Annotated in this window: 12 protein-coding genes; 5 read left to right on the top strand and 7 right to left on the bottom strand. The window is 63.8% G+C overall.

From position 1 onward, the window contains the following. Positions 1-27 precede the first annotated feature (27 nt). Positions 28-1,254 (top strand): ABC transporter substrate-binding protein, encoded by a 1,227-nt coding sequence (locus B2W55_RS13975; RefSeq protein ID WP_024584665.1) that lies wholly within the window; start codon positions 28-30, stop codon positions 1,252-1,254. A 200-nt stretch (positions 1,255-1,454) separates the two neighbouring features. Here B2W55_RS13975 and B2W55_RS13980 read toward each other — a convergent pair whose 3' ends face one another. Continuing rightward, on the bottom strand, positions 1,455-1,880 hold the full coding sequence (locus tag B2W55_RS13980; RefSeq protein WP_024584664.1) for a DUF1330 domain-containing protein: 426 nt from the start codon (positions 1,878-1,880) through the stop codon (positions 1,455-1,457). A 136-nt stretch (positions 1,881-2,016) separates the two neighbouring features. Between B2W55_RS13980 and B2W55_RS13985 the strand changes: the two genes are divergently transcribed. After that, on the top strand, positions 2,017-4,269 hold the full coding sequence (locus B2W55_RS13985) for a PBP1A family penicillin-binding protein (protein ID WP_024584663.1): 2,253 nt from the start codon (positions 2,017-2,019) through the stop codon (positions 4,267-4,269). 160 nt (positions 4,270-4,429) lie between these two features. Here the strand turns inward: B2W55_RS13985 and B2W55_RS13990 are convergent, their stop codons facing one another. The 4 genes from B2W55_RS13990 to B2W55_RS14005 form a co-directional block, all read right to left on the bottom strand. Next, the gene (locus B2W55_RS13990) at positions 4,430-5,269 is read right to left on the bottom strand and encodes a M48 family metallopeptidase (RefSeq protein WP_080890911.1); all 840 of its coding nucleotides are present in this window, start codon (positions 5,267-5,269) and stop codon (positions 4,430-4,432) included. A 198-nt stretch (positions 5,270-5,467) separates the two neighbouring features. Continuing rightward, on the bottom strand, positions 5,468-6,796 hold the full coding sequence (locus tag B2W55_RS13995) for a polyhydroxyalkanoate depolymerase (protein WP_024584661.1): 1,329 nt from the start codon (positions 6,794-6,796) through the stop codon (positions 5,468-5,470). A gap of 127 nt (positions 6,797-6,923) precedes the next feature. Further along, positions 6,924-7,748, bottom strand: a complete 825-nt coding sequence (locus B2W55_RS14000) for an ABC transporter permease (RefSeq protein WP_024584660.1) — start codon at positions 7,746-7,748, stop codon at positions 6,924-6,926. Further along, on the bottom strand, positions 7,745-8,551 hold the full coding sequence (locus tag B2W55_RS14005) for an ABC transporter ATP-binding protein (protein ID WP_024584659.1): 807 nt from the start codon (positions 8,549-8,551) through the stop codon (positions 7,745-7,747). The genes B2W55_RS14000 and B2W55_RS14005 overlap by 4 nt, the downstream gene beginning before the upstream one ends. Before the next feature lie 108 nt (positions 8,552-8,659). Here B2W55_RS14005 and B2W55_RS14010 point away from each other — a divergent pair, with 108 nt between their 5' ends. Both B2W55_RS14010 and B2W55_RS14015 read left to right on the top strand, forming a co-directional pair. Beyond that, positions 8,660-9,982 (top strand): ActS/PrrB/RegB family redox-sensitive histidine kinase, encoded by a 1,323-nt coding sequence (locus B2W55_RS14010; protein WP_024584658.1) that lies wholly within the window; start codon positions 8,660-8,662, stop codon positions 9,980-9,982. Between the two features lie 134 nt (positions 9,983-10,116). Next, the gene (locus B2W55_RS14015; protein ID WP_024584657.1) at positions 10,117-10,671 is read left to right on the top strand and encodes an ActR/PrrA/RegA family redox response regulator transcription factor; all 555 of its coding nucleotides are present in this window, start codon (positions 10,117-10,119) and stop codon (positions 10,669-10,671) included. 102 nt (positions 10,672-10,773) lie between these two features. Here the strand turns inward: B2W55_RS14015 and B2W55_RS14020 are convergent, their stop codons facing one another. Beyond that, on the bottom strand, positions 10,774-11,256 hold the full coding sequence (locus B2W55_RS14020) for an MmcB family DNA repair protein (protein ID WP_024584656.1): 483 nt from the start codon (positions 11,254-11,256) through the stop codon (positions 10,774-10,776). A 207-nt stretch (positions 11,257-11,463) separates the two neighbouring features. Here B2W55_RS14020 and B2W55_RS14025 point away from each other — a divergent pair, with 207 nt between their 5' ends. Continuing rightward, positions 11,464-12,582, top strand: a complete 1,119-nt coding sequence (locus B2W55_RS14025) for a vWA domain-containing protein (protein WP_024584655.1) — start codon at positions 11,464-11,466, stop codon at positions 12,580-12,582. A gap of 68 nt (positions 12,583-12,650) precedes the next feature. Here B2W55_RS14025 and B2W55_RS14030 read toward each other — a convergent pair whose 3' ends face one another. Then, entirely contained in the window at positions 12,651-14,267 is a 1,617-nt protein-coding gene (locus B2W55_RS14030) for an alpha-amylase family glycosyl hydrolase (RefSeq protein ID WP_024584654.1), read from the bottom strand. Between the last annotated feature and the right edge of the window lie 32 nt (positions 14,268-14,299).

A 14,299-nucleotide genomic window follows, 5' to 3' on the forward strand; every position in this document is an offset into this window, starting at 1 on the left:
CATCAATCACGTGAGGAAAGCAGCATTATGAGGAATGGGATTTTCCACCTGGTCACGGGAACGGCGCTCGCGATTGCGCTGTCTGCAACGTCGGCCTTCGCGCAGAAGAAATACGATCCCGGCGCGAGCGATACTGAAATCAAGATCGGCCAGACCGTCCCCTTCTCCGGACCGGCCTCCGCCTACGCCACCATCGGCAAGAGCCAGGCCGCCTATTTCAAGATGATCAACGATCAGGGCGGCGTGAGCGGCCGCAAGATCAATCTGATCCAGTATGACGACGCCTATTCGCCGCCCAAGGCCGTCGAGCAGGTGCGCAAGCTGGTCGAGAGCGACGAGGTGCTGCTGACCTTCCAGATCGTCGGAACGCCCTCGAACGCCGCCGTGCAGAAGTATCTCAACGCCAAGAAGGTGCCGCAGCTGTTCGCCGCCACCGGCGCCTCGAAGTTCACCGACCCGAAGGACTTCCCCTGGACGATGGGCTTCAACCCGAACTACTTCGTCGAAGGGCGAATCTACGGCCAGTACATCCTCAAGGAATATCCGAACGCCAAGGTCGGCGTGCTCTATCAGAATGACGACCTCGGCAAGGACTATCTGAACGGCCTCAAGGCCGGCCTCGGCGCCAAGGCGGCCTCGATGATCGTGTCGGAGGCGTCCTACGAAGTGTCCGATCCGACCATCGATTCGCAGGTCATCAAGATCAAGGATGCCGGCGCGGACCTGTTCTTCTCGGCCACGACACCGAAGCAGGCGGCCCAGGCGATCAAGAAAATCTACGAGATGGGCTGGAAGCCGGTTCAGATCGTCGACATCAACGCCACCTCGGTCGGCGCAGTCATGAAGCCCGCCGGGCTCGAAGCGGCCAAGGGCGTGATCAGCGTCAACTACGGCAAGGACCCGCTCGATCCAACCTGGAAGGACGATGCCGGCCTGAAGCGCTATTTCGACTTCATGGCGAAGTACTATCCGGACGGCGACAAGGATTCGAACTTCAACACCTATGGCTACGCGACCGCGCAGATGCTGGTCACCGTGCTCAAGGCATGCGGCGACAATCTGACCCGCGAGAACGTCATGAAGCAGGCCGCATCGATGAAGGACGTGACGACCGACATCGCGCTGCCGGGCATCAAGGCCAACACCTCGGCGACCGACTATCGCGTCAACAAGCAGTTGCAGATGATGAAGTTCAACGGCGAACGCTGGGAGCTGTTCGGCCCGATCCTCGAGGACACCGGCGCGGCGGGCTAGCGTTCGCGCAGATTTGAGATGCAATCGGCGGCCTCCGGGCCGCCGATTTGTTTTTGGAGTTCGTGCACTCCCTCACCGTCCCCTGAGGAGCGCGCCCTTGCGCGTCTCGAAGGGTCGACGGCCACCAGCAGGGCCGTGCATCCTTCGAGACGCCGCTTCGCGGCTCCTCAGGATGACGGGACCAGTATATCGCGTCGCGCCTACTTCGGTATCTCGCCGAAATTCTTGCCGACCGGCAGCACGGCATGGCGGATCAGCCGCGAGTCCTCCACGCCGGCCTGGCGGTGCTTCACCGCCTCGCGATAGACGGGATCGCGGATCATCTCGACGAAAGCGCCAACGCTTGGATACTCCGCGATGAAGCAGTGATCCCAGCGCTCCTCCTGCGGGCCGATCAGCATCAGCTCGAAGCGGCCCTGCCAGACGATGCGGCCGCCGAGGCGCTCGAACACCGGCCCGCTCTCGCGGCCATAGGCCGCATAGGCCTCGGCGCCGGTCGCCTTGCGGCCATCGGGATAGGCGGCCCATTCGCGCAAGCGCACCAGGTTGAGCATGTGGATCGGGCCCGGCCGGTTGTTGTCCCGGAACTGCGCGAAGACGTCCTTGGTCGGATCGATATGGCTCATGTTGAGCTCCTTTTCATTGGTTCCGCTCATATCTAGCACGCACCGCCCCACCTCCTAATCCCCCGTTAAGCTTTGCGTAACCGCCCCTTAAACCGGGAACGCTAGCGTCCGCGCGTGAAGGGTGTGAGCGTTGCGGATGGCGTGGGGACGTAAAAAAGGCGGTGGGCGCAAGGAGCCGCTGTTCGGGCTTCCGGCCGCGCTTGCCGACCTCAGACTGTCGCCCTCCGATCGCATTCCCGGCGGCGGCGACGACAAGCCCGCCAAATCGAAAAACAAGAGCGCCGACAAGAGCAGCGATTCCGGCAGCGAGCGGCCACGCCCGTCGCGCAGCGGCAGCAAGCGGCGCAGCAAGTCGCGCGGCTTTGGCATCGGCCGGCTGTTCTATTGGACCGCGGTGCTCGGCCTGTGGGCCGGCATCGCGGTGATCGGTGTCGTGGTGTGGGTCGGCGCGCATCTGCCGCCGATCCAGTCGCTGGAAATCCCGAAGCGTCCGCCAACCATCCAGATCGTCGGCATGGATGGTTCAGTGCTGGCACAGCGCGGCGAAATGGCTGGCGCCAACATCGCCTTGAAGGACCTGCCGCCCTATCTGCCGAAGGCGTTCATCGCAATCGAAGACCGCCGCTTCTATTCGCATTTCGGCGTCGACCCGGTCGGCATTTTACGCGCAGCCATCACCAACGTCCTGCATCGCGGCGTCTCGCAGGGCGGCTCGACCTTGACTCAGCAGCTCGCCAAGAACCTGTTCCTGACCCAGGAGCGCACCATGCAGCGCAAGCTGCAAGAGGCCGAGCTCGCGCTGTGGCTGGAACGCAAGCACACCAAGGACGAGATCCTCGAGCTCTATCTCAACCGGGTCTATTTCGGTTCCGGCGCCTATGGCGTCGAGGCCGCGGCGCAGCGCTATTTCGGCAAGTCGGCGAAAAACGTCACGCTGCCGGAAGCCGCGATGCTCGCCGGCCTCGTCAAGTCGCCGTCGCGGCTGGCGCCAAACCGCAACCCCGAGGGCGCCGAGCAGCGCGCGCAAATTGTGCTCGCGGCAATGGCCGACGCCAAGTTCATCACCGACGCGCAGGCAAAGGCCTCGATCGGCCAGCCGTCGATCGCGGTGAAGCCGGCCGGCGCCGGCACCGTCAACTATGTCGCCGACTGGATCGGCGAAGTGCTCGACGATCTGGTCGGCCAGATCGACCAGGACATCGTGGTGCAGACCACGATCGATCCGAAGCTGCAAAGCGTCGCCGAAGTCGCCGTGATCGACGAGCTGGCCGCCAAGAGCGTCAAGTTCAATGTCAGCCAGGGTGCGCTGGTGGCGATGACGCCCGATGGCGCAGTCCGCGCCATGGTCGGCGGCCGGAACTATTCCGAGAGCCAATACAACCGGGCGGTGACCGCGAAGCGGCAGCCGGGCTCGGCGTTCAAGCCATTCGTCTATCTCACCGCGGTCGAGTCCGGGCTGACGCCGGACACCATCCGCACCGACGCGCCGCTCGACATCAAGGGCTGGAAGCCGGAGAACTACACCCACGAATATTTCGGCTCGGTGACGTTGACCCAGGCGCTGGCGATGTCGCTCAACACCGTGGCGGTGCGGCTCGGCGTCGAGGTCGGCGCCAAGAACGTGGTGCGCACCGCGCACCGGCTCGGCATCTCCTCCAAGCTCGAGCCCAACGTCTCGATCGCGCTCGGTACCTCGGAAGTGTCCGTGCTCGAACTGGTCGGCGCCTATGCGCCGTTCGCCAATGGCGGCTACGCGGTGTCGCCGCATGTGGTGACCAGGATCAAGACCAGTTCCGGCAAGCTGCTCTACGATCGTCCGGCCGATCCGCCGAACCAGGTGATCGAACCGCGCTATGACGCGATGATGAACAGCATGATGCGCGAGACGCTGATCTCGGGCACCGCGCGCAAGGCGGAGATCCCCGGCTGGACCGCGGCCGGCAAGACCGGCACCAGCCAGGATTATCGCGACGCATGGTTCATCGGTTACACCGCCAAGCTCGTCACCGGCGTCTGGCTCGGCAATGACGACAATTCGCCGACCAAGAAGGCAACCGGCGGCGGCCTTCCCGTGGAAGTGTGGAGCCGCTTCATGAAGGCAGCGCATCAGGGTGTGCCGGTCGCGGCGATCCCCAACTCGCAGGGCAATTGGGGAGCGGCGAACCTGATGCAGATCACTTCGCAGATCACAGCGCCATCGGTACCGTCCGCACCGATGCAGATCCAACCGCAGATGCAGGCGCCACAGCCGGTGCCGGTCCCCTCCGCCGGCTACTACCGGCAGCCACCACCGACGCCGACGCGCGCATCACCGCCACCCAATCCCAACGCGCGGCCGGAGGCGGCAGCCGGGCTCGATGGCTGGTTGGCCGATCGGTTGTTCCGGTAAGCGTGAGACGGCAAGTCGCGCCGCAACGTCAACTGTCATCCCCCGCGAAAGCGGGGGATCCAGTACGCCGCGGCCTCTCGATTGAAAACAGGCGCCTCTGGAATACTGGATCGCCCGCTTTCGCGGGCGATGACAGCGGAGGTCGGATTGGAGAGGTTGCCTACTCCTGAATCCCGTAGCGATGCAGGTCGTTGCCGTGGGTATCGAGCCAGGTCTTGGCACGCGTGACCGACGCGCAGACCTTGTCGACCACCCGCCAGAACCGCGCCGAATGGTTCATCTCGACGAGATGCGCGACCTCATGCGCGGCGAGGTAGTCGAGCACGAAGGGCGGCGCCAGGATCAGCCGCCACGAGAATGACAGCGAACCCGCCGAAGTGCACGAACCCCAACGGCTGGACTGATCGCGGATCGAGATCCGCCGCACCCGCACGCCGAGTTCCGCGGCGTGCAACTGCGCCGCCTTCTGCAAATCCTTGCGCGCCTCACGCTTGAGGAAGTCGTGCACCCGGCGGTCCATGTGCTCGACGCCGCCGGCGACGCAAAGAATCTTCTCGCCGCTGTCGCGCGTCTCGGTCCAGACCGTGCCGCGCTCACCCGAGCGGTGCACCAGCCGATGCGGCACGCCGCGCAACGGCACCACCGTTCCGGGCTGGAACGGTGCGGCCTTCGGCAAACGGCCGAGACGAGCGGCGATCCAGCCGCCATGGAGATTGGCGAACTCCTTGGCCTCGGCGATCGTGCCGCGCGGCGGCATCGTCAGGATCGCTTCTCGATCGGTTGGATGAATTCTGAGCGTGTAGCGGCGCGCGCGTCGGTGCCGGCGCAACCTGACGGTGAAGAATTGGGAGCCGTGTCTGACCAGAATAGTCGACGGTTCGGCAGGCCGCCGATAGAGGAGCGCGCGAGTAGCCATTTCTGAGAGTCCGGGGAGCAGGAGTTCGCCCGAAGTCTGCCATATCCGCCGCCAGGGAAAGCGCTCGGCGCAAAAACAAATCATTTGCCCAATATACAGGGGTCGGCCGTTAATTGACCTCTACCGGCTGGGGTCGGAACCGGTATTTTTCTGATGAATCAAGGTTACGAAAAAGGCCCAAGAGATGAAATTAAATTCATCACTTGGGCTTTGCCCGATTTGAGATTTATTTAGTTAAATCAATGGCTTGCGGGACCGCGATAATCGCGGCCGGGGTGATACCTATTCGGCCGCGGTGACCAGGGAAAGCCGCGTATTGGCCGCCGAAACCATGAAATCGGAGATCCGCGGCACGATTTCGGAGCGGAACCGGGAGCCGTTGAACACGCCGTAGTGCCCGACGCCCTTCTGCACATAGTGCACGCGGCGATGGTTCGGAATCGCGGTACAGAGCGCATGCGTCGCCTCGGTCTGACCGAGACCCGAGATGTCGTCCTTCTCTCCTTCCACCGTCATCAGCGCGACACGGCGGATTTTCGACGGATCGACCGGCTTGCCGCGATGGGTCATCTCGCCCTTCGGCAGTGCGTGCTTGACGAACACGAGATCGACGGTCTGCAAGTAATACTCGGCGGTGAGGTCCATCACCGCGAGATATTCGTCATAGAACTCACGATGCTTGTCGACGAGATCGCCGTCACCCTTCACCAAATTGGCGAACAGCGCCTTGTGTGCGTCCATGTGCCGATCCAGGTTCATGCTGATGAAGCCGTTGAGCTGCAGGAACCCGGGATAGACGTCGCGCATCACGCCCGGATGCGGGAACGGCACCTTGGTGATGACATTGTTGCGGAACCAGTCGATGCCGCGCTCCTCCGCGAGGTTGTTGACCGCGGTCGGATTGCGCCTGGTGTCGATCGGGCCGCCCATCAACGTCATCGACAACGGCACGAACGGGTCGTTGTTGGCCTCCATCACCGAAACGGCCGCAACCACCGGCACCGATGGCTGGCACACCGCCACGATGTGGATGTTGCCGCCGAGCGCGTGCAGCATCTCGATCAGGTAATCGACGTAATCCTCGAGATCGAACCGGCCGGCCGCGAGCGGCACCATGCGCGCATCGGCCCAGTCGGTGATGTAGACCTCATGCGTCGGCAGGAAGGCCTCGACCGTGCCGCGCAGCAGCGTCGCATAGTGGCCCGACATCGGCGCCACTATCAGCACGCGCGGCTGCGGCGAGCGCAACGGCCGCGTCAGCTTGCGATCGAAATGCAGCAGGCGACAGAACGGCTTCTCCCAGACAGAGCGGACCTCGACCGCCGTGCGGACGCCGTTGACCTCGGTCGTCGGCAGGTTCCAGTCCGGCTTGCCGTAGCGGCGCGTGGTGCGCTCGAACAGCTCGCAGGCAGCGGCGACCGACTTGCCGAATTCGGTGTGCGTCCACGGATTGAGCGGATTCTGAAACAGGATCTTGGTGGCGTCGGTCACCGCGCGTACCGGGTTGAGCGACGCATGCGCCATCTCATACATCCAGTACAACGGCGTCGTGAGTGCCGGACTGCCTTCCGCCGCCAGTGGCGGGGCACCGCCAAATTCACCGATGGGCATAGTATTTTCAGACCCCTGTTTGCGCCGCAGCATACTGACCAATGCGTAACAATGCGTCAATGCGCCGCGAGCCGAATATGGAGCCGATATCGGGCTAAAACCCCGAAAATCCACGTGAAAGTGACATTTATTCACCACCCCCGAGCAACGAACCGTTGCGCTTGGCGCTCTGCAAAAGGGCAAGGAAGACCGCAAAAGAGGCAGCAAACAGGATGGCGTTGATGACCAGCGCCCACACCATCAGGTCGGCGCGGAAGGCGTGATCGATCAGGAGCGAGCGCATGCCTTCGAACACGTAGGTCGGCGGCAACGCCCAGGCGACAACTTGCAGCCAGGCCGGCAGCACCTCGACCGGATAGTAGATGCAGGCCAGCGGCATCACCGCGAACATCAACGTCCAGACGATGCTCTCGGCACCGAGCCCGTTGCGCAGCACGAGGCCGGAGGCGAACACGCCGACCGACCAGCTGGTGAAGATCAGATTGCAGAAGAAGGCGATCAGCGGCAGCCCGATGGCGTAGAAGTTGAAGCCGAAGAAGAACAGCGCCAGCAGCGTCATCGGGATCACCCCGATCGCGAGCCGGATCAGGCTCATGATCATCAGCGAAAGCAGGAATTCGATCGGCTTCAGCGGGCTCATCATCAGGTTGCCGAGATTGCGCGCCCACATCTCTTCCAGGAACGAGATCGAGAAGCCGAGCTGACCGCGGAACAGGATGTCCCACAGGATCACGGCACCGATCAGCGTGCCGCCGGCCTTGGCGAAGAAGCCCGAGCTCTGCGAGATGTAATTCTGCAGGAATCCCCAGGTGATGATCTGCAAGGCCGGCCAGTAGATCAGCTCCAGCAGCCGCGGCCATGACGACATCAGGAGATACCAATAGCGCAGCACCATCGCGTTGATGCGCTGCAATGAAATCCCGCGCGGCTGATGGCTGACGAGTTCGCTCATGGTGCGCCCTCCCGCGCCCGGCCGCGCGCAACGTCGAGGAACACCTCCTCCAGGGTGTCGCGGTTGTAGCGCGCCATGATCCGCTCGGGGCTGTCGTCGTCCTGGATCTTGCCGCGCTTCATGATGATGACGCGGTCGCAGAGGCGCTCGACCTCCAGCATGTTGTGCGATGCCAACAGGATGGTCGCATTGTGGGTCTTGCGGTAGGTCTCCAGATGCTGCCGCACCCAATCGGCGGTGTCGGGGTCGAGCGAGGCGGTCGGCTCGTCGAGCAGCAGCAGGTCCGGTTCGTTGATCAAGGCCTTCGCAAGCGCGACGCGGGTCTTCTGCCCGGCCGAGAGCTTGCCGTTGGAACGGTCCAAGAATTCCGTGAGATCGAGATCGGCAGCAAGCTGGCCGATCCGCTCGCGCAGATGTTTCACGGCATAGAGGCGGCCGAAAATGGTCAGGTTCTGCCGCACCGTGAGCCGCATCGGCATGTCGACATAGGGGCTCTCGAAATTCATCCGGCCGAGCACGTCATAGCGCTGCTCGGGGATTTTTGCGCCGAGCACGCTGACACTGCCCGAGGTCGGCAGCACCAGTCCCATGATCATCGCGATGGTCGTGGTCTTGCCGGCGCCGTTGCCGCCGAGCAGCCCGGTGATGCTGCCGCGCGCGATGCGAAACGAGATATCGTCGACCGCGCGGGTGGTCTTGTAGACCTTGACCAGCTGGGCAACGTCGATCGCGGCCGATCCGCCCCAATCGGCCACCGACGGCTGATTGGGCGCTTGTCCGTGACCCGTCCCGCTCTGTTGCATACGGCCGTCATTGAGCCATTGCGACAATAAGCGCAAGGCTTGCCCGGCATCCTTGCGCTAAGTCGCGAATTTGTGCGCCGCCCGCGGCACAGCTAAAGTCCCGAGATGATGACCGACGTCGCTTCCGATTTCCGCCAACCCCGCCGCTACGTCCGCCTGGATACGATCCTGCGGCTGCGCTGGCTTGCCGCGCTCGGCCAGCTGGTTGCGATCTTCATTGTGGCGCAGGGACTCGAGTTCGACGTTCCGATCGTCCCCTGCGTCATCATCGTGACGTTCTCGGCGCTGCTCAATCTGGCGCTACAGATCGCCTTCAACCCGATGCAGCGGCTGGAGCCGGCCTACGCGGCGGCGCTGCTCGCGTTCAACATCGTCGAGCTCGGTGGGCTGTTGTACTTCACCGGAGGGTTGCAGAACCCGTTCTCGTTCCTGTTCCTGGTCCCGGTGCTGATCTCGGCCACCGTGTTGCCGATCCGGCTGACGATCGCGCTCGGCTGCCTCGCGGTCGCCTGCGCCTCGGCGCTCTTCTTCTACCATCTGCCGCTGCCATGGGATGGCGGCGACGATCCGCTGGTGCTGCCGCCGATCTATCTGATCGGCGTCTGGCTTTCGATCCTGCTCGCCATCGGCGTCACCAGTCTTTACGCATTCCAGGTGACCGAGGAGGCGCGCCAGCTCTCCGATGCGCTGGCCGCGACCGAACTGGTGCTGACGCGCGAACAGCATCTGACCCAGCTCGACGGCCTCGCCGCCGCTGCCGCGCATGAGCTCGGCACCCCGCTGTCGACGATCTTCCTGATCTCCCGCGAGCTCGAGAAGACGGCGCATGACCCGGCGATCGCCGGCGACCTGAAGACCGTGCGCGAACAGGCGCAGCGCTGCCGCGACATCCTGAGCAAGATCGCGCAATTGTCATCGAGCGGCGCGCCGTTCGACAACATGAAGCTGTCGACCCTGATCGAGGAGGCGGTGGCGCCGCATCGCGATTTCGGCATCAATATCAAGGTGCGGCTTGCTGTCGCAGCAACCCCCGAACCGGTCGCCGCGCGCAATCCGGCGATCCTCTATGGCGTCGGAAACATTCTGGAAAATGCGGTCGATTTCGCGCATCAGACCGTCGAGGTGAACGCCTGGTGGAATGCGGAAACCATCGAAATCGTGGTTTCCGACGACGGCCCGGGCATCGCGCCCGACATGCTGAAACGGATCGGCGAGCCGTATCTGTCGCGCCGCCGGGGCGCGGATGAGGCCCAAAATGCGCGTGGGGGCTTGGGCTTGGGGGTTTTCATCGCAAGGACATTGCTGGAACGCACCGGAGCCAAGGTGTCGTTTACCAATCGCACTTTCCCCGATCACGGCGCCGTGGTGCAGATCGTCTGGCCGCGCGATCGCTTCGAGGAAGCGGCGGGAGACACAGGCACGACATCTTAAGAACGGTTCTCAATCGCACCTCTGGCATACCGGATGCATCGTTCTTTCCGGACTTGCACGCGACTTTCGGCTGCCTTGGCAGCGCCCCAGTGCAACCCCATATTATGCATGTCTGCCACAGGGAAAAATGGATCGTGAACGCAATCACTGAACTGAATGACCATGCTGACAAATCGCTCCTCATCGTCGAGGATGACAAGCCGTTCCTGGAACGGTTGTCGCGCGCGATGGAGACGCGCGGCTTCTCAGTGAAGTCATGCGATACGGTGTCCGACGGCATCGCCGAGATCGGCCGCGCCGCGCCGGCTTTTGCGGTCGTCGACCTCCGGCTCGGTGACGGCAACGGCCTCGACGTCGTCTCGGCGTTGAAGCGCAAGCGTCCCGAAGCACGCGCGATCGTGCTCACCGGCTACGGCAATATCGCCACCGCCGTGACCGCGGTGAAGATGGGCGCCGTCGACTATCTGTCGAAGCCCGCCGATGCCGATGACGTCGTCGCCGCGCTGCTCGCGACCGGTACCGAGAAATCCGAGCTGCCGGCCAATCCGATGTCGGCGGACCGCGTGCGCTGGGAGCACATCCAGCGCATCTACGAGATGTGCAACCGCAACGTCTCGGAGACCGCGCGCCGCCTCAACATGCATCGCCGCACGCTACAGCGCATCCTCGCCAAGCGCGCGCCGCGCTAAGCGATCGCTTCATCTGTTTTCGCGATGGCCGGGCTCGCCCCGGCCATTTGCTTTTGTAGGATGGGTTTCGCTTCGCTCTACCCATCCTACCGAATCGCGCTTCTAAAATTCATGCCCCTGCGGATCGACCAGGCGGTTGATCCGCTGCGCCGCCGCCATCGCAAAGCGCACCGTCATGGCCTTGCGGGTGGCGGCCGGCAGGCGATGCTCCGGCGCCTCGCAATGCAGATGCGCGCCATAGGCGTCGGCGATGATCAGGCCGGTGTCGATCGGAAAAATCTCGCACGGCAGATCCTGCGTGAACGCGAAGAACAACCGGTCGCAATGTAGCCGGTAGTCCTGCCATTTCTGATCGGCACGCAGATCCTCGACCGACGACTTGATCTCGACGATCCAGATCTCCCCGCGCTCATTCAACGCCACCAGATCAGCCCTTCGGCCGGACGGCAGCGGCAATTCGCTGATGCAGGAAAATCCCAGCGATCGCAGAAGCCGCGCGGTGCCGCGCGCGATCGCAAGCGCGGTTTCCGACTGACGTCGGTCGGGCGCGGGCACGAGCGCGATCTGGCGGGCAGGCGATTCCATCCTCCCAGACTAGCCGATTCCATCGAGCATGATCCGGAAAAGTGGAATCCGGTTTTTCGTCAAGGCAATGCTCGCGCGCATGAAGGCCAACGGCAGCGCCGGAATCGGCCGCAAATTCGCGAGGAAGGCGCCTTGGTTTCGGCCTCAAGCCACCGCGAAGCCGGTGGAACCTGGATACCGAGGGACGAAACACTGAAGGAGAGACCCATGCGGTCACGCATCACACTTCGCTCACTCGTCTTCGCTCTCGCAGCCCTGCCGCTATCCGCCGGACTGTCGTCGGCCATGGCCAAGCCCGTGGTCGAAGTCGCGTTCGTGCTCGACACCACCGGCTCGATGGGCGGATTGATCGAGGGCGCCAAGCGCAAGATCTGGTCGATCGCGTCAGCGATCGTCGATTCCAATCCCGACGCCGACATCAGGATGGGCCTGATCGCCTACCGTGACATCGGCGACGACTATGTAACCAAAAAGGTCGAACTGACCCGCGACATCCAGGATCTCTATGCCAACCTGCTGGAATTGAAGGCGCGCGGCGGCGGCGACTGGCCGGAGAGCGTCAACGAGGCGCTCGACGTCGCCGTCAACAAGATGCAGTGGACGCAGGGGCCCGACAACACGCGCATCGTGTTCCTCGTCGGCGACGCCCCGCCGCATATGGATTATGCACAGGACACCAAATATCCGATTACGCTCGCAGTCGCCAAGCAACGCGGCATCATCGTCAACGCCGTACTCGCCGGCCATGCGCAGGATACCGAACGGGTATGGCGTGATATCGCCCAGAACGGCAATGGCGAGTTCATCCCGATCCCGCAGGATGGCGGCCAGATCGTCACCATCGAGACGCCGTTCGACGACGACATCATCATCCTGCAACGCGAGATCAACGGCACGGTGATCCCCTACGGCCCCCGCGCGCTGCAAAAGCGAACGGAGTCCAAGACCCAGCAGCTGGCCAGCGTCGCCGCGGCTTCGCCGGCGCGCGCCTCGGAGATGGCGAGCTTCATCAACAAGCGGGCGAAGGCGACGTCGGAAGCGGTCACCGGCGATGGCGACCTCGTCGCCGACGTCGCGGCCGGCCGCAACGAGATCGCCAAGGTCAAGGACGAGGACCTGCCCGACAACCTCCGCGCCATGAAGCCCGAGGCACGCGCCGCGGAGATCGACAGGCAGATCGCGCAACGCAAGGCGTTGAACGAGAAGCTCGCGGCCCTGGTCGCCAAGCGCGACAAATACGTCGCCGAGCACCGCAAGAGCGCGCCGAAGGCATCGTCGTTCGATCGCGTGGTCGAGGACACGCTGAAAGCACAGATCAAGCGGTAGAGATCAGCCGAATTTTATCACTTCCCGCCCCCGCTTGCGGGGGCGGGGGCCTGACCGACATGCTCACCTCACTCGGTCGCGACATCCAGCGGTGGCCCCAGGATCACGCCTTCATTGGCGCGCAAATCGAGGATGCCTTCGACCTTCTCGCCCCGCCGGTCCATGAAGGTCGACAGCAGCACCTCATTGCTGAAGCCGATCGCGCTGGAGGAGACCGATGCGGGCGCTGCGCCGAAGTTCAGCGCGACCACGGCAACGCCTTCAGCGGCGCGGCGCCGGAACAGCAGCACATCGCCATGCGCAGCCACCGGCTCGTAGCTGCCATGGACGAGCTGCGGCAGCTTCCGTCGTAACGCGATCAACGCCTTGTAGAGGCTGAGGATCGACGCCGCATCCGCCTCGAGGCTTGCGACATTGTCGCTCGCAAAATCCGGCGCGAGCGGGAGCCAAGGCCTGGCGGTCGAGAACCCGGCATAGCGCTCGGCGTTCCATTGCATCGGCGTGCGACAGCCATCGCGGCCGACGCCAAGACCAGGCACGTTCCTCTCCCAGGGATCGCGCACCTGATGCGGCGCGATCGCGACCTGGCGCATGCCGATCTCGTCGCCGTAATAGAGCGTCGGCGTGCCGCGCAACGTCAGCAGCAGCATCGCGGCGACCGCCGCCTGCGCGGGCCCGACCCGGCTTGCCACCCGTGGCCGGTCGTGGTTGCCGAGCACCCAGTTCGGCCACGCGCCCGGCGGCAACGCCTTTTCGTAATCGGCGACGATCGCCTCCACCGAGCGCGCACTCCACAAGGTCGAGAGCAGCGCGAAATTGAACGGCATCTGTGCACCGCGCAGATCGTTGCCGTAATAGGCGACCAGCCGGTGCAGCGGCAGATAGATCTCGCCAATCAGCACGCGGTCGCCGAACTCCTCGGTGACCCGGCGCATCTCGGTGATGACGGCGTGCACTTCGAGCTGGTCGGTCGAATACTGCGTCAGCAATCTCTCATGCGGCGGCCGGCCATCGCGATAATGCGGGTTCGGCGGATTGTCGCGAAATTCGACGTCCTTGATCAGGTGCCAGATCACGTCGACACGAAAGCCGTCGACTCCCTTGCGCAGCCAGAAGCGCATGACGTCGTAGATTGCGTCCCTGACCTCGCGGTTGCGCCAGTTGAGGTCGGGCTGCTGCGCCAGGAAGGCGTGATAGTAATATTGACCCGAGGCCTCGTCATAGGTCCAGGCGCTGCCGCCAAACTCCGACAGCCAGTTGTTGGGCACCCCGCCATCCGGCGCCGGATCGCGCCAGATGTACCAGTCACGCTTCGGATTATCGCGCGAGCTCTTGGCCTCGATGAACCAGGGATGCTGGTCGGAGGTGTGGTTCGGCACCAGATCGAGGATCAGCTTGAGGCCGGCATCGTGGGTGGCCGCGACCAGCTCGTCGAAATCCTCCATCGTCCCGAACAGCGGATCGATGCCGGTGTAATCGGAGATGTCGTAACCGAAATCGGCCATCGGCGACGGGAAGACCGGTGACAGCCAGACCGCGTCGACGCCAAGCCGCGTCAGATAGGGCAGATGCGCGATGATCCCCCTGAGATCGCCGACGCCGTCACCGTCGCTATCCCCGAACGAACGCGGGTAGACCTGATAGAAAATGCCGCGCCGCCACCAGTCCCGGTCACCCTGGTCCATCCCGCTCCCCAATCCGTCGTCGCGCCCGTGTC

It is taken from the genome of Bradyrhizobium sp. UBA2491 (assembly GCF_002341725.1).
Classification (GTDB): domain Bacteria; phylum Pseudomonadota; class Alphaproteobacteria; order Rhizobiales; family Xanthobacteraceae; genus Bradyrhizobium.

Excerpts from the sequence above, each read along its gene's own strand:
- B2W55_RS13975 (WP_024584665.1), top strand. The coding sequence starts at position 28 with ATGAGGAATGGGATTTTCCACCTGGTCACGGGAACGGCGCTCGCGATT.
- B2W55_RS13980 (WP_024584664.1), bottom strand. The coding sequence starts at position 1,880 with ATGAGCCATATCGATCCGACCAAGGACGTCTTCGCGCAGTTCCGGGAC.
- B2W55_RS14025 (WP_024584655.1), top strand. The coding sequence starts at position 11,464 with ATGCGGTCACGCATCACACTTCGCTCACTCGTCTTCGCTCTCGCAGCC.
- B2W55_RS13985 (WP_024584663.1), top strand. The coding sequence starts at position 2,017 with ATGGCGTGGGGACGTAAAAAAGGCGGTGGGCGCAAGGAGCCGCTGTTC.
- B2W55_RS14030 (WP_024584654.1), bottom strand. The coding sequence starts at position 14,267 with ATGGACCAGGGTGACCGGGACTGGTGGCGGCGCGGCATTTTCTATCAG.
- B2W55_RS14010 (WP_024584658.1), top strand. The coding sequence starts at position 8,660 with ATGACCGACGTCGCTTCCGATTTCCGCCAACCCCGCCGCTACGTCCGC.
- B2W55_RS14005 (WP_024584659.1), bottom strand. The coding sequence starts at position 8,551 with ATGCAACAGAGCGGGACGGGTCACGGACAAGCGCCCAATCAGCCGTCG.
- B2W55_RS14020 (WP_024584656.1), bottom strand. The coding sequence starts at position 11,256 with ATGGAATCGCCTGCCCGCCAGATCGCGCTCGTGCCCGCGCCCGACCGA.
- B2W55_RS14000 (WP_024584660.1), bottom strand. The coding sequence starts at position 7,748 with ATGAGCGAACTCGTCAGCCATCAGCCGCGCGGGATTTCATTGCAGCGC.
- B2W55_RS13995 (WP_024584661.1), bottom strand. The coding sequence starts at position 6,796 with ATGCCCATCGGTGAATTTGGCGGTGCCCCGCCACTGGCGGCGGAAGGC.
- B2W55_RS13990 (WP_080890911.1), bottom strand. The coding sequence starts at position 5,269 with ATGATTTGTTTTTGCGCCGAGCGCTTTCCCTGGCGGCGGATATGGCAG.